The 20,556-nt window shown below is 72.0% G+C and carries 23 protein-coding genes and 1 riboswitch; of the genes, 13 read left to right on the top strand and 10 right to left on the bottom strand.

Features of this window, described 5'->3' with window-relative positions:
- Positions 1 to 2 precede the first annotated feature (2 nt).
- From ACIQJT_RS09770 to ACIQJT_RS09750, 5 genes are all read right to left on the bottom strand, one after another.
- Complete coding sequence (locus ACIQJT_RS09770) at positions 3 to 677, bottom strand: urease accessory protein UreF (protein ID WP_402641594.1); 675 nt, start codon at positions 675 to 677, stop codon at positions 3 to 5.
- Complete coding sequence (locus tag ACIQJT_RS09765; RefSeq protein WP_402641592.1) at positions 677 to 2,398, bottom strand: urease subunit alpha; 1,722 nt, start codon at positions 2,396 to 2,398, stop codon at positions 677 to 679. The genes ACIQJT_RS09770 and ACIQJT_RS09765 overlap by 1 nt, the downstream gene beginning before the upstream one ends.
- Positions 2,391 to 2,702 (bottom strand): urease subunit beta, encoded by a 312-nt coding sequence (locus ACIQJT_RS09760; RefSeq protein ID WP_402641589.1) that lies wholly within the window; start codon positions 2,700 to 2,702, stop codon positions 2,391 to 2,393. Before ACIQJT_RS09760 ends, ACIQJT_RS09765 begins: the two co-directional genes overlap by 8 nt.
- Positions 2,703 to 2,710: 8 nt before the next feature.
- Positions 2,711 to 3,013: an urease subunit gamma gene (locus ACIQJT_RS09755; RefSeq protein ID WP_037710300.1), complete on the bottom strand. Its 303-nt coding sequence runs from the start codon at positions 3,011 to 3,013 to the stop codon at positions 2,711 to 2,713.
- Positions 3,014 to 3,146: 133 nt separating this feature from the next.
- Positions 3,147 to 3,776, bottom strand: a complete 630-nt coding sequence (locus ACIQJT_RS09750) for a TetR/AcrR family transcriptional regulator (protein ID WP_402641586.1) — start codon at positions 3,774 to 3,776, stop codon at positions 3,147 to 3,149.
- 100 nt (positions 3,777 to 3,876) lie between these two features.
- Between ACIQJT_RS09750 and ACIQJT_RS09745 the strand changes: the two genes are divergently transcribed.
- On the top strand, positions 3,877 to 4,863 hold the full coding sequence (locus ACIQJT_RS09745) for an ABC transporter permease (protein WP_402641583.1): 987 nt from the start codon (positions 3,877 to 3,879) through the stop codon (positions 4,861 to 4,863).
- Between the two features lie 405 nt (positions 4,864 to 5,268).
- Here ACIQJT_RS09745 and ACIQJT_RS09740 read toward each other — a convergent pair whose 3' ends face one another.
- Entirely contained in the window at positions 5,269 to 5,547 is a 279-nt protein-coding gene (locus ACIQJT_RS09740; RefSeq protein WP_365448569.1) for a type II toxin-antitoxin system Phd/YefM family antitoxin, read from the bottom strand.
- A gap of 64 nt (positions 5,548 to 5,611) precedes the next feature.
- Here ACIQJT_RS09740 and ACIQJT_RS09735 point away from each other — a divergent pair, with 64 nt between their 5' ends.
- The 3 genes from ACIQJT_RS09735 (at position 5,612) to ACIQJT_RS09725 (ending at position 7,583) form a co-directional block, all read left to right on the top strand.
- Positions 5,612 to 6,247 carry an ATP-dependent Clp protease proteolytic subunit gene (locus ACIQJT_RS09735; RefSeq protein ID WP_402641580.1) on the top strand — a complete coding sequence of 212 codons (636 nt, stop codon included), beginning with the start codon at positions 5,612 to 5,614 and terminating at the stop codon, positions 6,245 to 6,247.
- Between the two features lie 7 nt (positions 6,248 to 6,254).
- Positions 6,255 to 6,560: a hypothetical protein gene (locus ACIQJT_RS09730; RefSeq protein WP_365448565.1), complete on the top strand. Its 306-nt coding sequence runs from the start codon at positions 6,255 to 6,257 to the stop codon at positions 6,558 to 6,560.
- Positions 6,561 to 6,894: 334 nt separating this feature from the next.
- Positions 6,895 to 7,106, top strand: a riboswitch (cyclic di-AMP (ydaO/yuaA leader).
- Positions 7,107 to 7,109: 3 nt separating this feature from the next.
- The gene (locus ACIQJT_RS09725; protein ID WP_037710218.1) at positions 7,110 to 7,583 is read left to right on the top strand and encodes a C40 family peptidase; all 474 of its coding nucleotides are present in this window, start codon (positions 7,110 to 7,112) and stop codon (positions 7,581 to 7,583) included.
- Between the two features lie 509 nt (positions 7,584 to 8,092).
- Here the strand turns inward: ACIQJT_RS09725 and ACIQJT_RS09720 are convergent.
- Positions 8,093 to 8,551, bottom strand: coding sequence for an ATP-binding protein (locus ACIQJT_RS09720; protein WP_402641575.1), 459 nt, complete (start codon positions 8,549 to 8,551; stop codon positions 8,093 to 8,095).
- Positions 8,552 to 8,764: 213 nt separating this feature from the next.
- Between ACIQJT_RS09720 and ACIQJT_RS09715 the strand changes: the two genes are divergently transcribed.
- Both ACIQJT_RS09715 and ACIQJT_RS09710 read left to right on the top strand, forming a co-directional pair.
- A complete protein-coding gene (locus ACIQJT_RS09715) occupies positions 8,765 to 9,625 on the top strand; it encodes a helix-turn-helix transcriptional regulator (RefSeq protein WP_365448562.1) in 861 nt (286 codons plus the stop codon).
- A gap of 9 nt (positions 9,626 to 9,634) precedes the next feature.
- Positions 9,635 to 9,856 (top strand): DUF397 domain-containing protein, encoded by a 222-nt coding sequence (locus ACIQJT_RS09710; protein WP_365448560.1) that lies wholly within the window; start codon positions 9,635 to 9,637, stop codon positions 9,854 to 9,856.
- A 39-nt stretch (positions 9,857 to 9,895) separates the two neighbouring features.
- Here ACIQJT_RS09710 and ACIQJT_RS09705 read toward each other — a convergent pair whose 3' ends face one another.
- Positions 9,896 to 11,023, bottom strand: coding sequence for an 8-amino-7-oxononanoate synthase (locus ACIQJT_RS09705; RefSeq protein WP_365448558.1), 1,128 nt, complete (start codon positions 11,021 to 11,023; stop codon positions 9,896 to 9,898).
- Positions 11,024 to 11,171: 148 nt separating this feature from the next.
- Between ACIQJT_RS09705 and bioB the strand changes: the two genes are divergently transcribed.
- From bioB to ACIQJT_RS09685, 4 genes are all read left to right on the top strand, one after another.
- Complete coding sequence (bioB, locus tag ACIQJT_RS09700; protein WP_402641572.1) at positions 11,172 to 12,332, top strand: biotin synthase BioB; 1,161 nt, start codon at positions 11,172 to 11,174, stop codon at positions 12,330 to 12,332.
- Entirely contained in the window at positions 12,325 to 13,611 is a 1,287-nt protein-coding gene (locus ACIQJT_RS09695; protein ID WP_402641569.1) for an adenosylmethionine--8-amino-7-oxononanoate transaminase, read from the top strand. Before bioB ends, ACIQJT_RS09695 begins: the two co-directional genes overlap by 8 nt.
- A gap of 1 nt (position 13,612) precedes the next feature.
- The gene (gene bioD, locus ACIQJT_RS09690; protein ID WP_402641566.1) at positions 13,613 to 14,329 is read left to right on the top strand and encodes a dethiobiotin synthase; all 717 of its coding nucleotides are present in this window, start codon (positions 13,613 to 13,615) and stop codon (positions 14,327 to 14,329) included.
- A 390-nt stretch (positions 14,330 to 14,719) separates the two neighbouring features.
- Entirely contained in the window at positions 14,720 to 15,409 is a 690-nt protein-coding gene (locus ACIQJT_RS09685) for a class I SAM-dependent methyltransferase (protein ID WP_402641563.1), read from the top strand.
- Here the strand turns inward: ACIQJT_RS09685 and ACIQJT_RS09680 are convergent, their stop codons facing one another.
- Both ACIQJT_RS09680 and ACIQJT_RS09675 read right to left on the bottom strand, forming a co-directional pair.
- A complete protein-coding gene (locus ACIQJT_RS09680) occupies positions 15,410 to 15,784 on the bottom strand; it encodes a fic family toxin-antitoxin system, toxin component (RefSeq protein ID WP_365448548.1) in 375 nt (124 codons plus the stop codon).
- Positions 15,781 to 16,014, bottom strand: a complete 234-nt coding sequence (locus ACIQJT_RS09675; RefSeq protein ID WP_053847655.1) for an antitoxin — start codon at positions 16,012 to 16,014, stop codon at positions 15,781 to 15,783. Before ACIQJT_RS09675 ends, ACIQJT_RS09680 begins: the two co-directional genes overlap by 4 nt.
- 199 nt (positions 16,015 to 16,213) lie before the next feature.
- Between ACIQJT_RS09675 and ACIQJT_RS09670 the strand changes: the two genes are divergently transcribed.
- From ACIQJT_RS09670 to ACIQJT_RS09660, 3 genes are read left to right on the top strand one after another with little or no spacing between them, the layout of a single operon-like run.
- The gene (locus ACIQJT_RS09670) at positions 16,214 to 17,017 is read left to right on the top strand and encodes an ABC transporter ATP-binding protein (RefSeq protein ID WP_365448546.1); all 804 of its coding nucleotides are present in this window, start codon (positions 16,214 to 16,216) and stop codon (positions 17,015 to 17,017) included.
- A gap of 4 nt (positions 17,018 to 17,021) precedes the next feature.
- Positions 17,022 to 19,589, top strand: coding sequence for an ABC transporter permease (locus ACIQJT_RS09665; RefSeq protein WP_402641560.1), 2,568 nt, complete (start codon positions 17,022 to 17,024; stop codon positions 19,587 to 19,589).
- Positions 19,590 to 19,638: 49 nt separating this feature from the next.
- Positions 19,639 to 20,529, top strand: coding sequence for an LLM class F420-dependent oxidoreductase (locus tag ACIQJT_RS09660; RefSeq protein WP_402641557.1), 891 nt, complete (start codon positions 19,639 to 19,641; stop codon positions 20,527 to 20,529).
- Positions 20,530 to 20,556: the final 27 nt, after the last annotated feature.

Here is a 20,556-nt window from a genome sequence, read left to right as displayed (position 1 = left end):
CGTTACGACGCGAACAGTCGTACGGGCCATGCCGAGTGCGCTTCTGCTCCGATTTCCAGCAGGGGTGCGGATGCCGCGGGCAACTCGTCGACTCCCCCGGCCGCGGCCCTCCTTGCCGCCTCCACCGCCCGGTCGGCGACCCGGTCCAGCTCCGGTGCCAGGCGGGCCAGTACGGCTGTCGCGTCGAAGGGGTCCAGGCTCAGCAGGCGGACCGTCGCGCTCGCCGGACCGCTCACGCTCTCGTACGCCGCGCAGTGGGCCGCGTCCACGGGCTCCAGGCCCGCCGCGCGTGCCGTCAGGCCCAGCACCACCGGCTGGTGCGCCCCCTTCGGGAACTCCCTTGCCAGGGCGTCGAGTTCCGGCGAGGGCCAGGTCGCCCGGGCCGCTCGCAGCAGTTGCCGGCCCAGTTTCCTGGCGGCGGTCCGCAGCGCGGGCGACGGGGTACGGGCGTCCGCCGCCGCGTCCAGCTCCGCGGGAGGCACCCCGAGCACGGCCGCCGCGGCCAGCGCCGAGGACACCAGCCCCGTCGTGTGCAACCGGCCCCGGCAGAAGGACTCCAGGCTCGGCGCGTCCGTGACCCGGCCCGCCTTCACGGCCGCCTCCGCCCCGCCGGAGTGCGCGTGCCCTCCGGCGGGGAACCGGCCGTCGGCCAGGACCAGAAGTGCGGCCCTGGACATCAGAAGAGGAAGTAACGCTGGGCCATGGGCAGTTCGGCCGCGGGTGTGGCCTCCGCGAGCTCCCCGTCGATGTGCACGGCGAAGCTGTCGGGGTCGACGCGTACGTCGGGCCGGGCGTCGTTCTCCCGCATGTCGGCCTTGGTGACCGAGCGCGTCGACTCGATCGCCACGAACCGCTTGGCGAGCTGGAGCCGTTCGGGCAGCCCGTCCTCTATGGCGAGGGGCGCCACGAAGTTGAAGGAGTTCGCGGCCGGGGCCCGCCCGATCGCCCCGTACATCGGCCGGGGAAGGATCGGCTGCGGGGTCGGGATGGACGCGTTCGCGTCGCCCATCTGCGCGTAGGCGATCTGGCCGCCCTTGATGACGAGGTGCGGCTTGACGCCGAAGAACGCCGGCTCCCAGAGCACCAGGTCGGCCAGCTTGCCGGTCTCCACGGAACCGATCTCGTGGGAGAGGCCCTGGGCGACCGCCGGGTTGATCGTGTACTTGGCGACATAGCGCCGTACCCGGTGGTTGTCCGCCCGTCCGTCGCCCGGCAGGGCGCCCCGGCGCCGCTTCATGACGTGCGCGGTCTGCCAGGTCCGCATGACGACCTCGCCGACGCGGCCCATGGCCTGGGAGTCGGAGGAGATGATCGAGATGGCGCCCAGGTCGTGCAGGATGTCCTCGGCGCCGATGGTGGTGGGGCGGATGCGGGACTCGGCGAAGGCGAGGTCCTCCGGGACCGCCGCGTTGAGGTGGTGGCACACCATCAGCATGTCGAGGTGTTCCTCGGCGGTGTTGACGGTGAAGGGCCGGGTCGGGTTGGTCGAGCTGGGCAGCACGTGCGGCTGGGAGACCACGGTCATGATGTCCGGCGCGTGCCCGCCGCCCGCGCCCTCGGTGTGGTAGGCGTGGATGCCGCGTCCGGCGATCGCGGCCAGCGTGTCGCCCACGAATCCGGCCTCGTTGAGGGTGTCCGTGTGGATGGCGACCTGGATGCCGGTCCGCTCGGCGACGGTCAGCGAGGCGTCGATGACGGCGGGGGTCGAGCCCCAGTCCTCGTGCAGCTTCAGGCCGAGGGCGCCGCCGCGGATCTGCGACAGCATCGCCTCGTGCGAGACCGTGTTGCCCTTGCCGAGGAAGCCGATGTTCAGGGGGTACTGCTCCATCGCCTCCAGCATCCGGGCGAGGTGCCAGGGGCCGGGGGTGACGGTGGTGGCCTTGGAGCCCTCGGCGGGGCCGGTGCCGCCGCCGACCAGGGTGGTGATGCCGGCGGCCAGCGCCTCGTCGGCGATCTGCGGGCAGATGAAGTGCACGTGCGCGTCGATGGCGCCGGCCGTCAGGATCCTGCCGTTGCCCGCGATGACCTCGGTCTCGGGGCCGATCACCAGGTCCGGGTGGACCCCGTCCATGGTGTCGGGGTTGCCCGCCTTGCCGATGCCGGTGATCCGGCCGTCGCGGATGCCGATGTCGGCCTTGACGACCCCCCAGTGGTCGACGACGACCGCGCCCGTGATGACGGTGTCCGGGGTGCCCTCCGCGCGGGTGGCCCGTGACTGGCCCATCGACTCGCGGATGACCTTGCCGCCGCCGAACACGGCCTCGTCACCGGCGCGTCCGGGTCCGCCGGAACGATCCTCCTCGACCTCGATCAGCAGATCGGTGTCGGCGAGCCGGATGCGGTCGCCGGTGGTGGGGCCGAACAGGTCGGCGTAGGCGGCGCGGGAGATCTCAGGCATCGAGGGCACCTCCGGTCTCCCCGCGCAGTCCCGGCACCACGCGGGCGCCGGTGAGCGGGACGAGTTCCACGTCGACCGGGATGCCGGGCTCGAAGCGCACGGCGGTGCCGGCGGCGATGTTCAGCCGCTTGCCGCGGGCCGCGGCCCGGTCGAACTCCAGGCCGGGGTTGGTCTCGGCGAAGTGGTAGTGGGAGCCGACCTGGACGGGCCGGTCGGCGGCGTTGAGGACGGTGAGGCGGGTGACCTCGCGCCCCTCGTTGTAGGCGATCGGCCCCTCGTCGAAGAGGATCTCTCCGGGAATCATCGGGCCCCTCAGACGATCGGGTCGTGGACGGTGACCAGCTTGGTGCCGTCCGGGAAGGTGGCCTCGACCTGGACGTCGTGGATCATCTCGGGGATGCCCTCCATGACGTCGTCGCGGGACAGCAACGTCCGTCCGGAGGCCATGAGTTCGGCGACGGTACGGCCGTCACGCGCGCCTTCGAGGATGTGCGAGGTGATGAGGGCGACCGCCTCGGGGTGGTTGAGCCGGAGCCCGCGGGCCCGACGCTTCTCGGCCACGTCGGCCGCCACGTGGATGAGCAGCCTCTCTTGCTCGTGCGGGGTCAGTTGCACGTCCCACCTCACAGTCCTCGCTCCGGACCGTGCGGGGCCCGGTTGCCTCGGCCCCCGGGGCAAAGTCCCTGGTGGCGTGGATCCGCAGGCTAGTTGGATCCGGTTTCAGGCACGTTAACCGAGCTGTGATCCATCAGTGCGTGTCGGCTTCGGCCCGCATGCTCATCAACGCGCGCAGACCCGCCGCCAGGTCGTCGGCGGAGGCCGGCCCGAACAGCGCCTGCTGCGCGAGGAAGCCCATCGCGGCCGCCATCATGGTGCGGGCCACGTCCTCCGGGGGGACGTCCGCGCGCATCATCCCGGCGTCCTGGTACTCCTTGACGATCCGGGTCCAGGCCGCGCGCACCGCGCCGTAGCCCTCGGACAGGATCGCCGCGAGCTCCGCGTTGCGGATCGTCTCCGCCCACACCTGGACGACCAGCCCCGGGAAGGCGGGCCGGCCGTCCACGGTCAGGTACTCCTTGGTGGCGAGGACCCGGCTGAGCACCGACGCGACGAGGAGGTCCGGCGGCGGGGGCGGGGTGCGACGGGCCGCCTCCTCGAATCCCTCGCGGACCTGACCTAGCACTTCTTCGACGATGGCGCCGATCAGCTCCTCCTTGCCGCTGAAGTAGCGGTACACCGCCCCTGCCGAGAGATCGACCTCCTTCAGGACGTCCTGCATGGACGTGGCGTGGAAGCCGTTGCGGGCGAAGCAGAGGGCGGCGCCGTCGAGGATCTGGCGGCGGCGGGCGTCGAGGTGTGCCTGGGATACGCGGGCCATGCCTCCCAAATTAAAACGAACATTCCTTCTTGACAAGGAACGGCTACGGCAGGACCGTGGGAGACACCTAAAACGAACGATCCTTCTTTTTGGAGTCCCCATGTCCACCCGCCGCCTGCTCGCGGTCGTCGTCCTCGTGCCGCTGCTCGCCGCCCTGGCGCTGTGGGCCTTCGCCTGGCCCGCCGCCCGCACCGCCCCTCGCGATCTGCCGCTCGGTGTGGCCGGGCCGGCCGCCGCGACCGCTCAGGTGGAGGAACGGCTCCGGCAGCACGAGGGCGCCTTCGAGATCCACCGCTATGCCGACGAGCGGGCCGCGCGGGCCGCGATCGAGGACCGGACCGTATACGGCGCGGTCGTCGTCACCGCCGGCGGCCCGACACTGCTGACCGCGTCGGCGGCCAGCCCCGTAGTGGCCCAGCTCCTCCAGCAGGCCGTGACCGAGCGGCCCGCGGCGGGCGGCGGCCAGGTGCGGACCGTGGACGTGGTGCCGGCCTCGGCGTCCGACCCGCGGGGCGCGGCACTGAGCTCGTCCGTGCTGCCGCTGGCCCTGAGCGGCATCGTCGCGGGCGCGGTCGTGACCCTGCTCGGACTGCGCGGCGTGCGCGCCGTGACCGCGCTGGTCCTCGGCGCAGCCCTGGTGGGTGCCGTCGCGGCCGCCCTGGCCCACAGCTGGCTCGGTGCCCTCGCCGGGAACTGGTGGGCGGAGGCGGGGACGCTCGCCCTGGCGACGCTGGCGGTGAGCGCGGCCGTCGCGGGACTCGCCGCCCTCGCGGGGCCTGCGGGGATCGGCGTCGTCGCCTTCGTGGTGATGTTTCTCGGCAACCCGTTCTCGGGTGCCTCCTCGGCCCCGCAGTTGCTGCCCGAACCGGTGGGCGCGATCGGCCAGTGGCTGCCGCCGGGGGCGAGCGCGACCCTGCTGCGCTCGGTGTCCTTCTTCGACGGCGCGGCGGCGACCGGGCCCGCCTTGACCCTCACCTGGTGGGCGGCGCTGGGCCTGGGGGCCGTGGTGCTGGGAGACACACTGAGGTCCCGGTCGCGGGGCACCGCATCCGCCACCGACGAACGTACGCTGGCCGCCATCGGCTGAACCGAGGCCGCCCTTCCGGTCCCGGCCATCGGACAGTGACTGCGGCCGGGGGGCCTGCGCGACCCACCCGATGCGCTCGGCGCGTCGGGGAACGCACTGAGATCCCGGTCGAGGGGGCCACGTCCACCGCGGACGAACGTACGGTCGCCGCCATCTGCTGAATTGGCGCCGCCCCCGCCGGTCCCGTACCCGTCGGACACCGGGGGCGGCGCAACCCGTCGGCCCGGCTGCGCTACGGCACGACCTCCACCTGGTGGGCCGCTCCGGCCCCGCAGCACCCACCCGAGCCTTGAACGTCATCCAGAAGTGGCCGGCGCCGAGGACCGCCCCGTTCGCGGCCCACCCCCGATGCCTGACCGAACCCGCTTCCCGCGCCCCGGCCCCGACGGCCGGGGCGTCCCGCTTCTACGGGGCGCCTGGGCCCCGGTGATGTGCCGCGATGCCGAACCGCTGCTGTTCGCGGGGAGCGGACGCGACCTCGCGCACGGTGGAGACCGCGCTGATCACCGGCTCCTCCAGGGACTCCTGCAACTTCTCCAGTCGTTCGAGGTCGGCGGCCGAGACCAGGGCGACCAGCGGCTTTCCGTGCCGGGTGACGACGACGCGCTCGCCGCCGTACACCACCCGGTTGATCAGGTCGGCGAGTTCAGCCCTGGCTTGCGTCACCGGAATCTCGTAGGCCATACCCCCATCATAACGTCACGTACATCCTGTACATTTTTTACAGACGCCGAAGGAGGGGCCACCCATGACCCGACCGACCGCCCGTTACGTCCTGCCCGAGTTCCAGGAGCGCACGAGCTTCGGGCAGAAGTCGATGGATCCGTACTCGAAGCTCCTGGAGGAGCGGATCGTCTTCCTCGGGACGCAGATCGACGACATCTCGGCGAACGACGTGATGGCGCAGTTCATGTACCTCGAGTACCAGGACCCGGACCGGGACATCGCGCTGTACATCAACTCCCCCGGCGGCTCGTTCAGCGCGATGTCGGCGATCTACGACACGATGCAGTACGTCAGTTGTGACGTGGCGACCACCTGCCTGGGACAGGCCGGCTCCTCCGCGGCGGTGCTGCTGGCCGCCGGCACCCCGGGCAAGCGGTCCGTGCTGCCCGGCGCGCGGGTGGTGATCCACCAGCCCGCGCTGAGCGAGCCGGTGCAGGGACAGGCGAGCGACCTGGCCATCCAGGCCGACGAGTTGATCCGGGTGCGGGCCCGCCTGGAGGAGATGCTCGTCCGGCACACCGGGCGCAGCCCCGAGCAGGTGAGCGCGGACATCGAGCGGGACACGATCCTGGACGCGCGGGGCGCCCTGGGCCACGGCCTCGCGGATGCGATCGTCCCGAGCCGCAAGTCCTCCCGCACCGCACGGGACGCGGGGTGACCCCCCGATGGTGCCGGACCTCCCCCCGCTGCCCGCGCTCACTCGCGCAGAGGGCGAGCTGATCGACCGTTATCTCGACGTCGTCGACCTGCTGGGCCGGATCAACCCGGCCCGGCGCGAGGACACCTACGGCGGACTGCGCGCGGCGCAGGCGCTGGTGGCCAGGGCGGCCGAGCTGCGCGACGCGCTGGTGCTGATGCACAGCCGGGGCGAGCGCGAACTGCACGCCGCCACCCTGGCGCGGGCCCTGCGGGTCCTGGACGGCGAGCGGCGTACGGCCAGGGTCACCGTGCCGCCCGAGTCCGGCAATTGACGCATCGGCAGCGTTTCCGGACGCCCGCGGTGACGGGGCGTCCGGAGCGGGGTTGAAACGGACCAAAAGAGGTACCGCCATTTGCAGGAGACGCGGCTCCTTTTTCGGGACCCCTGCGGTTGCGCAACGCGCGTAGTCCAGGGAGGGAATGAGGAGTTTCTGTGCTGGTCGCGCGGTCTGTGGACACCTCGACGCGCCCTCGTTGGTTCAGGTGTCCACCCGAACGGGTGAGTGGTGAGTAACAACACAAACCCCCGGTTCCATTGGGTTTTTGGGACATCCGTGCGCCAAGATCCCTGTCTGACGACAAGCCCCCGCCGCAGCGGCGGGGCGATCCGGGCGGACGCCGAGTCCTGCCGCCGCCCGGATGACCGGTCGACAGGAGTGGATCGGCAGGAGTGGAGGACCCAAGCACGACGGGTCGCCGGAACGGTCACGCCATGACCGGGCCGAGCATCCCTTGGGGTGAAGCCGCGAAAGCGGCCGGGCAACTTCGCCAGCCCGAATCCGACAGGTCATCCTTCACAGGCGGCTGACGAAGGGTTGCGCATGACTGCGCTCAATCGTGTCCCGTCGCTGATGGTCCGGGCCGGTACGGCCTCGGCCTTCGCCATCGCCGCCGTGGGCGGCTCCGTCGTGGTGCCGGGCGTCGCAGCAGACGCCGCCGCCGCGACGCCGGCGACGAAGGCGCTCAAGGTAGCGGCCTCCAAGAAGGGCTCGCCGTACAAGTACGGCGCCACCGGGCCCCGCCGCTTCGACTGCTCAGGGCTCACGCTGTACTCGTTCAAGAAGGCGGGCAAGAAGCTCCCGCGCACGGCGGCCCAGCAGTACAACAAGACCCGCCACATCGGCGCGGGCAGCCGCAAGGCCGGCGACCTGGTGTTCTTCCACTCGGGTTCGAACGTCTACCACGTCGGCATCTACGCCGGGAAGGGAAAGATCTGGCACGCCCCGAAGACCGGGGACGTGGTGAGGCTGCAGAAGATCTGGACCAAGAGCGTCTGGTACGGCCGGGTCAAGTGACGCCCCCGAGGGGACGGCGGCGACCTGACCTCCCGCCGTCCCCTCGGGCCCCCACGGACACGTGACACGGGCTGTGCGACCAGGTGATCAACGCAGGAGCAGGCACCGGCTCATCCGCGGAGTCGCCCCTCTCCCCGACGACTCGGCCGATGCGGCGCCGGCCCTCCTGACCGAACACCTGTCCCAAGGCGCCGCTTTCGACAAACACCCGCGCCGTCCCGGTCGACCGCTCGGCCACGCTGCTGGAGGCGCCCGCATTCAAACCGTCCCCGTCCCGCACGACTGCACCGACGGATTCGCCGCCGCCTTCTGGCGCCGACCCGAGGCGCCGAAGTCCCCCTCCGCCTCGACTCCCGGCGGTGCGGCGCCCTCGCACCGCACCCGGTCCCCGGTCGGCGGAGCACGAGGTGATCAGGCCGCGTTCCGCGGCCCGGGCGGGAGCGTCACCCCGGTCACCCCGAGAGCCGTCACCGCGCTTGCGGTGCCCCCGAGCGCCGTACTGACGTCTGTCACGGCTCCTGCTGCCCCGCCGCGGTGACCGGCTGTGCCGGTACCGTCCACGGGAGTTCGATCGAGACGGTCTTGCCGCCTTCCCGGGTGGGCCTGACTCTGAGCTTGCCGCCGCACTCGGCCGCGAGCCATCGGATGATCACCATTCCCCGGCCGTTGTCCTGCTGGACGGCGGCCGGCAGCCGCTTGGGGAAGCGGGGGTGGCTGTCGGTGACCCCGATGCGCAGTTGTTCGTCACGGTCCAGCTCGATGTCCACCGTGAAGGTGGGTGACTGCCCGAAGGTGTGCTGTACGGCGTTGGTGGTGAGTTCGGAGACGATGAGGCGGACGGTCTCGGCGGTCTCCGTGGTGGGCGGCAGCCCCCACTCCGCCAGTGTGGTCAGGACATAGGTGCGGGCCGCGGAGACCGAGGCGGGTTCGCTCGGCAGAGTGACGGAAGCTTCCAGGTGGTCTGCCATGGCGACGTCGTCCCTTTCCCACGGGACCGGAGTCCGACACGGTGCGGATGGTTCGAGTACGGTCCCGGACTGGTGGTTCATCGCCAGAGTGCCATCACGGAGGCTGTGACGGGTGCCGATCCACCAAGATGTGCATATATCTGTCGCTCGAAGCGGTGAACTCTACGACGCGAGACCGTATTTGGGCGGCTCGTAAGGAGTAAGGAGGAGCGCATGCAGCACGGCCCCGCGGTGCGCCGGCGGAAACTGGGCGCCGAACTCCGTGCGCTGCGCGCGAGTGCGGGGCTCACCAGCGGTGAGGCGGCCCGGCTCGTGGGCTGGCACCAGTCGAAGGTGAGCCGCATCGAGACCGGTGCCAGCGGGGTGAAACCGGCCGATGTGCGGTTACTTCTCGACGCCTACCGCGTGGGGGACGCGAATCTGCGGGAGTTGTTGCTGGTATTGGCGGGCTCCGACGAGACCGGCGGCCGGCACCACTGGTGGCACGCGTACCGGGGTGTGCTGCCGCCGACGTACCGGGACTTCATCAGTCTGGAGTCCCAGGCGAGTGCGATGCGCACACTGGAGACCTCCGTCGTGCCCGGGCTCCTCCAGACGCGCGAGTACGCCCGCGCGGTGACCCGGGCCGCGGTGGACGGCCTGGACGACGAACGCCTCGACGCGCTGGTCGAGGTCCGGCTCGCCCGGCAGGACATCCTCCGGGCTCAGCCGCCCCTGGAGTTGAGCGCCGTCCTGGACGAGGCGGTGCTGCGGCGGGAGGTCGGCGGTCCCGAGGTGATGGCCCGTCAGCTGAGGCGACTCCTGGAGGCGGCGCGGCTGCCCCAAGTGCGGCTCCAGGTGCTGCCGTTCACTGCCGGGGCGCATGTGGGCATCACCGGGCCTTTCGTAATCTTCTCATTTTCGCGCACTTCTGATCTGGATGTGGTTGTTCTCGACCACTTGACGAGTAGCCTCTATCTCGAACGGAAAGAAGACCTCCAGGCCTACACCGAGGCCTTCAACACCCTTCGAATCCACGCCCTTTCGCCCGAGGACTCGTTGGATTACCTCGCCGGGATGGGTGACGGCGCGTAAGGAGGCACCATGACCGCACTGCCTCGGAACGTAACCTCCAGTACCCAACTGCCCGAAGTGCGCTGGCTGCGCAGCAGCTACAGCACCGGGGCGAACAACTGCGTCGAGACGGCGAGGCCGTCGGCCGGGCCCTGTGCCGGGCTGCTCGCCGTTCGCGACTCCAAGAACCCGGACGGACCCGCGCTGCTCTTCTCCCCCGAGAGCTGGGCGGGCTTCACAGCCGCGTTCTGACCGTCGGTCCACCGAGGCGCACGGCCGTGTCACGCCGACTCATGGTCGTGTCTCGCCGATCACACGTACAGCGCGTTCGATCTGCTCCTCGGAGAGGTCCGCGCGGGCGGTCAGCCTGAGCCGTGAGATGCCGTCGGGCACCGAAGGGGGCCGGAAACAGCCCACCAGGAGCCCGGCGGCACGGCAGTCGGCCGCCCACCGCACGGCCTCCTCCGGGGAGGGCGCGCGCACCGAGACCACCGCGGCGTCCGGACGTACCGCTTCCAGACCCGCGGCGGTCAGGCGTGCGTGCAGTCCGGTCGCCACCTCGCGTGCGCGTGCGGCCCGTTCGGGCTCACGGCCGAGCAGCCGCAGGGCCGCGAGGGCGGCTCCCGCCGACGCGGGGGCCAGACCGGTGTCGAAGATGAACGTCCGTGCCGCGTTGACCAGGTGTTCGACGACCCGTGCGGGGCCGAGGACGGCGCCGCCCTGGCTGCCGAGCGACTTGGACAGCGTGACCGTGACGACCACGTCGTCGGCGCCCGCGAGTCCCGCCGCCTGCGGGGCCCCGCGGCCGCCGGCGCCGAGCACGCCCAGGCCGTGGGCGTCGTCGACGACCAGGCCCGCGCCGTGCTCCCGGCACGCCCCGGCGAGTCCGGCCAGGGGCGCCGCGTCGCCGTCGACCGAGAAGACCGTGTCGGACACGGCGAGGGCGGGCCCGTCGTGGGTGCCGAGCGCCTTGCGCACGGCGTCCGGGTCGGCGTGCGCCACCACCTGGGTGGTGCCCCGGGCCAGCCGGCAGCCGTCGATGAGTGAGGCGTGGTTGCCCGCGTCGGAGACGATCAGCGAGCCGTGCGGCGCGAGCGCAGTGACGGCGGCCAGGTTCGCCGCGTACCCGGAGGAGAACACCAGCGCCGCCTCGAAGCCGCAGAAGGCGGCCAGTTCGCGTTCCAGCTCGGTGTGCAGCTCGGTGGTGCCGGTGACGAGCCGGGACCCGGTCGCACCGCCGCCCCACGTCCGCGCGGCCGCCGCGGCGCCCGTCACGACCTCGGGATGGCGGGCGAGGCCCAGGTAGTCGTTGCTCGCGAGATCGAGCAGCGGCGAGTCGGCCGGACGCGGCCGCAGGGTCCGTACGAGCCCGGCCCGCCGGCGCGCCGCCGCCTGCTCGTCGATCCAGCCGAACGCCATGGGTCCTCCGGGGCTTTTGTAGACAACGGACAGACCCTAGCGGCAGCAAACGCTACCCACGGTGTGGCAATACCCACACGTCGTGAGGGGCGTGTTGTGCGATCCCTACCTTGGCCGGAAGCGGGTCCGTAGGACAGGATCGGCTCTCATGGACCTGCTGAACACGCTGGTGGACAAGGGGCTTCGGCGCGAGCTGCCGACCCGCGAGGAGGCGCTGGCCGTGCTGGCCACCTCCGACGACGACCTGCTCGACGTGGTGGCCGCGGCCGGAAAGGTGCGCCGGCACTGGTTCGGGCGCCGGGTGAAACTCAACTACCTCGTCAACCTGAAGTCCGGACTGTGCCCCGAGGACTGCTCCTACTGCTCCCAGCGGCTCGGCTCCTCGACGGGCATCCTGAAGTACACCTGGCTCAAGCCCGAGCAGGCCTCCCAGGCCGCGGCAGCGGGCCTCGCCGGCGGCGCCAAGCGGGTCTGCCTGGTGGCCTCCGGGCGCGGTCCGACCGACCGTGACGTGGACCGGGTCGCCGGCACCATCAAGGCGATCAAGGAGCAGAACGAGGGCGTCGAGGTGTGCGCCTGCCTCGGCCTGCTCTCCGACGGCCAGGCCGAGCGGCTGCGCGAGGCGGGCGCGGACGCCTACAACCACAACCTCAACACGTCCGAGTCGACCTACGGCGACATCACGACCACCCACACCTACGCCGACCGGGTCGACACCGTGAACAAAGCGCACGCGGCCGGTCTGTCCGCCTGCTCGGGCCTCATCGCGGGCATGGGCGAGTCGGACGAGGACCTCGTCGACGTCGTCTACTCCCTGCGCGAGCTGGACCCCGACTCCGTCCCGGTCAACTTCCTGATCCCCGTCGAGGGCACCCCGCTGGCCAAGGAGTGGAACCTCACCCCGCAGCGCTGTCTGCGCATCCTGGCGATGGTCCGCTTCGTCTGCCCGGACGTCGAGGTCCGCATCGCGGGCGGCCGCGAGGTCCATCTGCGCACGATGCAGCCCCTGGCCCTGCACCTCGCCAACTCGATCTTCCTCGGCGACTACCTCACCACCGAGGGTCAGGCGGGCAAGGCCGACCTGGAGATGATCGCGGACGCCGGTTTCGAGGTGGAGGGCGCGGACCAGGTCACCCTGCCGGAGCACCGGGTGGGAGGCGGCTGCCACGAGAGCGCGGGCTGCGGGTCGCACGAGGGCGGCGGGGTCTGCGGTACGACGGCTGCCGCCGCCCTGGCCAACGAGGCGCGGACCGACCTCGTCGCCGTACGCCGCCGGGGCGCCGGCACGGACCTCGCGCCCAATGCCTGAGCTGCCCGCCCTGCCGGTGCCGGAACTGCTGGCGCTCGACCGGCGGCACGTGTGGCATCCGTACGGTCCGATGCCCGGCCGGGCCGACCCGCTCGTCGTGGAGTCGGCGAGCGGGGTCCGGTTGCGGATCGCCGGGGGGCCCGAGCTGGTCGACGGGATGTCCTCCTGGTGGTCGGCGATCCACGGCTACAACCACCCGGTGCTGAACGAGGCCGCGCGCGAGCAGCTCGGGCGGATGAGCCACGTGATGTTCGGCGGGCTCACCCACGAGCCCGCCGTCCGGCTCGCGAAGCTCCTTGTCGACATGTCTCCACATGGCCTGGAGCATGTCTTCCTCGCCGACTCGGGGTCGGTGTCGGTCGAGGTCGCGGTAAAGATGTGCCTCCAGTACTGGCGCTCGCTGGGCCGCACCGGCAAGCAGCGGCTGCTGACCTGGCGCGGCGGCTATCACGGCGACACCTGGCAGCCCATGTCGGTGTGCGACCCCGAGGGCGGGATGCACGAGCTGTGGTCCGGGGTCCTGCCCCGCCAGGTGTTCGTGGACGCGCCCCCGGCCGAGTACGAGGAGTCGTACGCCGATCGGCTGCGCGAGGCGATCGCACGGCACGCGGACGAGCTGGCCGCGGTGATCGTGGAGCCGGTGGTGCAGGGTGCAGGCGGGATGCGGTTCCACTCCCCCGCGTATCTGCGGGTGCTGCGCGAGGCGTGCGACGCGCACGACGTGCTGCTGGTGTTCGACGAGATCGCGACGGGGTTCGGCCGTACGGGCGCCCTGTTCGCGGCGGACCACGCCGCGGTGACGCCGGACGTGATGTGTGTGGGCAAGGCGCTGACCGGTGGCTACCTGACGATGGCGGCGACCCTGTGCACACCCCGGGTGGCCGACGGCATCTCGCGGGGCGAGGTCCCCGTGCTCGCCCACGGCCCCACCTTCATGGGCAACCCGCTGGCCGCGTCGGTGGCCTGTGCCTCGATCGGGCTGCTGCTCGGGCAGGACTGGCTCGCGGAGGTCAAGCGGATCGAGGCGGGGCTGCGGGAGGGGCTGGCGCCGGCCCGCGAGCTGCCCGGAGTGAAGGACGTACGGGTTCTCGGCGCCATCGGGGTCGTGCAGCTGGACCACGACGTCGACATGAGGGCCGCGACGGAGGCCGCCGTGCGCGAGGGCGTGTGGCTGCGGCCGTTCCGCGACCTCGTCTACACGATGCCGCCGTACGTCACGGGCGACGAGGACGTGGCACGGATCACGCGTGCGGTGTGTGCCGCCGCACGGGAGGGATGACATGCCGGTACTGGTGATCACCGGGACGGGCACGGAGGTCGGCAAGACGGTCACCACGGCCGCCGTCGCCGCGACCGCGCTCGCCGCCGGACGGACGGTCGCCGTCCTGAAGGCCGCGCAGACCGGCGTAGGGCCGGACGAGGCCGGGGACGCCGACGAGGTCGCCCGGCTCGCGGGTGCCGTGACGAAGGCCGAACTCGCCCGCTACCCCGAGCCGTTGGCCCCGGCGACCGCCGCACGCCGGGCCGCCCGCGAGCCGGTGCGCCCGCGGGAGATCGCGAAGGCCGCCGCCGAACTGGCCGCCGGGCACGACCTGGTGCTGGTGGAGGGGGCGGGCGGGCTGCTCGTCCGCTTCGACGACGAGGGCGGGACGCTGGCCGACGCGGCGGAACTGCTGCGGGCGCCGGTCCTGGTGGTGGCGCCGGCCGGTCTGGGCACGCTCAACACCACCGAGCTGACGGCCCGTGAACTGTGCCGCCGCGGACTGGACTTCGCGGGCGTGGTGATCGGCAGCTGGCCCGACTCCCCCGACCTCGCCTCGCGTTGCAACCTCGCGGATCTGCCGGAGGTGTCCGGGGCTCCGCTGCTCGGTGCCGTGCCGGCCGGTGCGGGCGGGTTGCCGCCCGCCGACTTCCGTGCCGGAGCACCGGGTTGGCTGGCCCCGGAGCTGGGCGGGACCTGGGACGCGGCGGCGTTCGGGGTGCGCGAGGCGCCCTGAGCATCCCGCAGGGCATCTCGGTGTCCGAGACGAGCCGCCCCGGCTCGATGCGGGAGCGGATGCCCAGCCGGGTGAAGACGGCTCGCGGACGGTGGTCGGTCGTGCGCAGATAAGCTGAGCGCCAGGCACGCGACGATCTCGCGGCTGTGGCGCCCTCGGCGACCACGCGGGCGACCGGCGACCGGCGACCGCAGGACGGTGAGGCGTTCGGCCGGATGCGCGCGTAGTCGGCCCAGGGCGCTGCCGAACAGCAGCTCTGCCGGCATGTACGACGACCACGGCGTCCACCGACGGGTGCGCACCTTCGTGCGATGGGTGCCCGAGGGGGGTGCGGCGGGGTCGCGCGGGGGACAATCACGGTAGGGCCCGTCCTCTGCGAGGGAGGCTGTCATGCGGCTGCGGTCCGCCGGTTCCGGCAAGGCGTCCCGGGATCACGTCCACCACCCGCTCTTCGCCCGGTACTACGCGCGGGTCAGCGTCGCCGCCGAGACCCGGATGGGCATGGCCGGGGTGCGCGAGCGGCTGCTGGCCGGGCTGTCCGGGCGGGTGATCGAGATCGGCGCGGGCAACGGCCTGAACTTCGCCCACTACCCCGGCGCGGTCTCCGAGGTCGTGGCGATCGAACCGGAGCGCACGCTGCGGCAGTTGGCGGTGGAGGCCGCCCTGCGCTGCGAGGTGCCGGTCGACGTGGTGCCCGGCGCCGCGGAGGCGCTGCCGGTCAAGAGCGAGGCCTTCGACGCCGTGGTGATCTCGCTGGTGCTGTGCAGTGTGCGCGATGTGCCGCGGGCGCTCGGTGAGGTGCGCCGGGTGCTGCGGCCCGGCGGGGTCGTGCGGTTCTTCGAGCACGGCAGGGGCGGCGGCCCGGCCATGCGCTTCACCCAGCGCGCCCTGGACCGCACGCTGTGGCCCCCGCTGAACGGCGGCTGCCATCTGGGCCGGGACCCGGTCGGGTCCGTGCGGGCAGCCGGTTTCGAACTCGGCCCCTACCGGCGGCTGCTGATGCCCGAGAAGGGTCCGACGCTGCCCACGTCCTTCTGCGTGCTGGGCACCGCCTGGCGGCCGCCGCTGGAGGAACGCTGATCAGAGGGTCCATCTGCGCAGCTCGCGCGCGATGTCGTGGACCGAGGCGTCGCCCTTCTTGGCCACCTTGGCGAGGTCCCGGACCAGTTCGGGCGAGGTGACCACCCTCAGTCCGCTCGCGACGAGGTAGGCGTACCCGACCGCGCAGGCGAAGAGCGCGTTGGTGCGCTCCAACGCCGGGACATGGATGAGGAGTTGCAGCAGCGCCGCGGCGCGCGAGTGCGGGTTGTCGTAGACGGGGATGTCGAAGATCTCGGCCCGGTGGCGGGCCACGGCGGCGACCAGGGCGCCCCAGTCGGTGACCTGGGGATCGCCCGGGGTCTTCTGCTCCGCGAGCATCAGGAGCCAGGCGAGATCGATGTGCAGATCGCTCAACGACCCTCGTGTTCCTTGCTCTCCTTGCCGAACTCCTCCGCGAAGACGGATTCGTACTGCTTCATGAAATCGGCGGCGGCCTCCACGAAGGCCTGGCCCGCCTCGCCGGTGTCCTTCATGACCAGTTCCTCGATGTAGCGGTTGACGCTGACGCCTCGGGCGAGGGCGCGTTCACGGGCGGCGCGGGCGGTGCCCTCGTCCACCCGCACGTTCAACTGGGTCTTCGCCATACTTCGAAGCTAGCGCCGAAACGCTAGCACTGGCAAGTGGGGCCCTCGCCGCGGACCACCGGGCGACCGGATCGCCGGGCCGGCAGGACATCGAGGCAGGTGCCCCTTACACGGGCATCGGGGGCCCGACCTGGGGTGGAGGCCGCATCGACCGCAAGAGGGATATCGAGTGTGGGCCGGGTCACACTACCCTCTGCCCATGGCAACCGCTGCGGAGGACGCACCAGGCACCGCCCCGGCCGAGGAGATCGCGGCCCGCGCCCGCGGTCTCACCAAGGCGTACGGATCGGGCGAGACGGCCGTGCTCGCCCTGGACTCGGTGGACGTGGACATCGCGCGGGGCCGCTTCACCGCGGTCATGGGGCCCTCGGGCTCCGGCAAGTCCACCCTGATGCACTGCCTGGCGGGGCTCGACACCGTCTCGGCAGGCCAGGTGTGGCTCGGCGGCACCGAGATCACCGGGCTCAAGGAGCGCGAGCTGACCCGGCTGCGCCGCGACCGGATCGGGTTCATGTTCCAGTCGTTCAACCTGATCCCGACGCTGAACGCGGCCGAGAACATCACCCTGCCCATGGACATCGCCGGCAAGAAGCCCGACGAGAAGTGGCTGGACCAGGTCATCGACACCCTGGGCCTGCGGGACCGCCTCAAGCACCGGCCCTCGCAGCTCTCCGGGGGTCAGCAGCAGCGCGTCGCGTGCGCCCGCGCGCTGGCCTCCCGGCCCGAGCTGATCTTCGCGGACGAGCCGACCGGGAACCTCGACTCACGGGCGGGTCTGGAGGTCCTCGGCTTCCTGCGCGAGGCCGTCGACCAGCTCGGGCAGACCGTCGTCATGGTCACCCACGACCCCGGCGCGGCCGCCCACTCCGACCTGGTGCTCTTCCTCGGGGACGGACGGATCGTGGACCGCATGGAGCGGCCCACCGCGGAGGCCGTGCTGGAGCGCATGAAACGGTTCGACGTGATCCGCGGACAGTCCGGCGACGACCCCGACGAGGGATGACCCCGTGCTCAAGGCGACACTCCGCAGCTTCCTCGCCCACAAGGGACGGCTGCTGCTCTCCGCGCTGGCCGTGGTCCTTTCCGTGGCGTTCGTCTCGGGCAGCCTGATCTTCTCCGACACCCTGAACCGCACCTTCGACCGCCTCTTCGCCACCACCGCGCCGGACCTCACGATCAGCCCGAAGGAGGATTTGAGCGAGGCCATCCCGTCCGGCGCGACGGCCACCCTGCCGGCCGCGCTCGCGGACCGGGTCGCCCGTCTCGACGGGGTCGGCGCGGCACGCTTCGACGCCGAGGAGGACGGGATCACCGTCGCCGACGCCGAGAACGAGTCGGTGGGCTCGACCACCGGCGCCCCCACCATCGGCACCGACTGGAACCCGACCTCGCGCAGCCCGGTGGAGCTCACCTCAGGCCACGCCCCGCACGGCCCGGCCGAGGCGCTGATCGACTCGGAGACCGCCGACCGCGGGAAGCTGCGCATCGGCGACCCGCTCACCGTCATCGCGGCTCCGGGCTCCTTCAAGGTGCGGATCGTCGGCATCGTCACCTTCACCACCACCAACCCCGGCGCCACCCTGCTCTACCTGGACCCTCCGACCGCGCAGACCAAGCTGCTCGGTTCCGCAAAGGCCGCCACCAGCATCTCGGTCGACGCCGCCGAGGGCGTCAGCGACGACCAGCTCAAGCAACGGGTGGCCGCCGCGCTCGGCACGGGCACCTACGAGTACCGCACCGCCGACGAACAGGCGAAGTCGGACCTCGACCAGCTGGGCGGATTCCTCGACGTCATCAAGTACGTCATGCTCGGCTTCGCGGGCATCGCCGTCCTGGTCGGCGTCTTCCTGATCGTCAACACCTTCTCCATGCTGATCGCCCAACGCACCCGTGAGCTGGGCCTGTTGCGCGCGCTCGGCGCCGACCGGCGCCAGGTCCGCCGCTCGGTGCTCACCGAGGCCACGCTGCTCGGCCTGGTCGGCTCCACGGTCGGGCTCGGCACGGGCATCGGGCTCGCCGTCGGGCTCATCGCGCTCATGAACGCCTTCGGCATGAACATCAGAACCGGCGAGATGGTCATCGGCTGGGGCACACCCGTCGCCGCGTACGTCGTCGGCGTGGGCGTCACCTTCGTCGCGGCCTACCTCCCGGCCCGCCGAGCGGCCGGTGTCTCCCCCATGGCGGCCCTCGCGGACGCCGAGATCGCCGGGACCGGACGGCCGCTCCGGGTCCGGGCGATCGTGGGCGGCCTGGTCGGCGCGGCGGGCGCGGCCGCGCTCGTCGGCTGCGCGCTCGCCTCGCGGACGGCCTCCGCCGCCTCCCTCCTCGGTCTCGGCGTCGTCCTGACGCTCCTGGCCACCGTCATCGCGGGCCCGCTGCTGGTGCGTCCGGTGATCCGGGTGCTGGGCGGCGCCTTCCCGGCCCTGTTCGGCCCGGTCGGGCGGATGAGCCAGCGCAACGCCCTGCGCAACCCGCGCCGCACCGGCGCCACCGCGGCCGCTCTGATGGTCGGCCTCGCCCTGGTCGGCGGGATGTCGGTGGCGAGCGCCTCCATGTCCAGGTCCTTCGACGACCAGATCGACAAGACCCTCGGCGCCGACTTCGTCGTGCAGAACGGCAACTTCCTGCCGTTTCCGCAGGAGGTCACGGACGCGGTGCGCGGCACCGAGGGCGCCGGGCTCGTCGTACGGTCGAGGTTCGCGCCCGTCGCCGTACGGCTGCCGGACGGCAAGCGGGTCGAGACCACCGCCGCCGGGTACGACCCGCGCCTGGACGAGGTCGCCCACATCACCTACGCCCAAGGGGACACCGCGGCCGCGCTCGCCTCCGGGCACCTGGGCATGGACGTGGACTTCGCGCGCGACCACGGCGTGCGGGTCGGCAGCAGGGTCCCGGTCGAGTTCCAGGGCGGGCGCCGGACCGAACTGACCGTCGGCGCGCTCACCGACCAGGACTCGGCGGACGGGTTCGGGACGCAGGGCGGCATCTACTTCGGTCTGGGCACCCTGGAGCGGTTCGCACCGGGCGGCCAGGACTCCGCCGTGTACGTCAACGCGGCCCCCGGCACCGGCGCCGACCGGCTGCGCGCGGAGCTGGAGAAGACGCTCGACCGGTATCCGCAGGTCCAGGTGCGTGACCTCGCCGACTACAAGGACCTGGTCCACGACCAGATCGCCGTCCTGCTCTACCTCGTGTACGCGCTCCTCGGGCTCGCGATCGTCATCGCGGTGCTCGGCGTGGTCAACACCCTGGCCCTGTCGGTCGTGGAACGCACCCGGGAGATCGGGCTGCTGCGCGCCATCGGGCTCGCCCGGCGGCAGCTGCGCCGGATGATCCGGCTGGAGTCGGTGGTGATCGCGGTGTTCGGCGCGGTCCTCGGACTCGCGCTCGGGCTGGTGTGGGGGGTGTGCACCCAGCAGGTGCTGGCGCTCCAGGGCATGCACGCGCTGGCGATCCCCTGGGGCACGATCGTCGCGGTCGTCGTCGGCTCGGCCGTGGTGGGCATCGTGGCGGCACTGCTTCCGGCCCTGCGCGCCTCGCGCATGAACGTACTGGCGGCGATCGCGCACGAGTGATGCAATCGCGGGGCAGACAGCTCAAGTCGCTTGCCGCTGAGGAGAGTTCATGCCCCGCGCCTTCCGCTTCGCCGTCAATCTGACCGCGGCCGCCACCGACGCCGACTGGCGCGCCAAGTGCCGCCGGGCCGAGGAACTCGGTTACGACGTGATCCTGGTCCCCGACCATCTCGGCAAGATCGCGCCGTTCCCGGCGCTGGTCGCGGCGGCGGAGGTCACCGAGCGGCCGCGGTTGGGCACGTTCGTCCTCAACGCGGGCTTCTGGAACCCGACGTTGCTCGCCCGCGAGGTGGCCACGGTGGACGCCCTGACCGGCGGCCGCCTCGAACTGGGCCTGGGCACCGGCTACGTGCAGTCCGAGCACGACCGGGCGGGGCTGCCCTTCGGGTCGCCCGGCGAGCGCGTGGACCATCTCCGGCGCACGGTCGAGGAGTTGGACCGGCTGCTGTCCTCGCCGGACCATGTTCCGCAGCCGGTGCAGCGGCCCCGTGTCCCCCTGCTGATCGGCGGCATAGGCAACCGGATGCTGGAGCTGTCCGCCGAGCACGCTGTCATCGCGGCCTTCACCGGGGCGACCCTGGTGCCGGGCGACACTTCCGGCAAGCTGATCCCGACCACCGCCGAGCAACTCGACGAACGCCTCGCGCGCTACCGGCGGCTGGCCGAGGGGCGCAAGGAACCGGCCGAACTGAACCTGCTCGTCCAGACGGTCGTCGTCACCGAGGACCGCGAGGCCGTCGCCGCCCCGTTCCTGCACCGGTTTCCGGACCTGACCCTCCAGCAGGCCCTGGACCTGCCCATCATCCTGATCGGCTCGGTCGAGGAGATCGTCGCCCAGGTGCTGGCGCAGCGCGAGCGGTACGGCTTCACCTACCTGGCGGTGCTGGAGGCCTCCATGGAGGCGTTCGCGCCGGTGATGGCGGAGCTGCGCGACCGGTAGCCGTCCCGAATGCTGGAACTTCGGGTG

It is taken from the genome of Streptomyces sp. NPDC091972 (assembly GCF_044756385.1).
Classification (GTDB): domain Bacteria; phylum Actinomycetota; class Actinomycetes; order Streptomycetales; family Streptomycetaceae; genus Streptomyces.
This window is presented reverse-complemented; position numbering and strand designations above follow the sequence as displayed.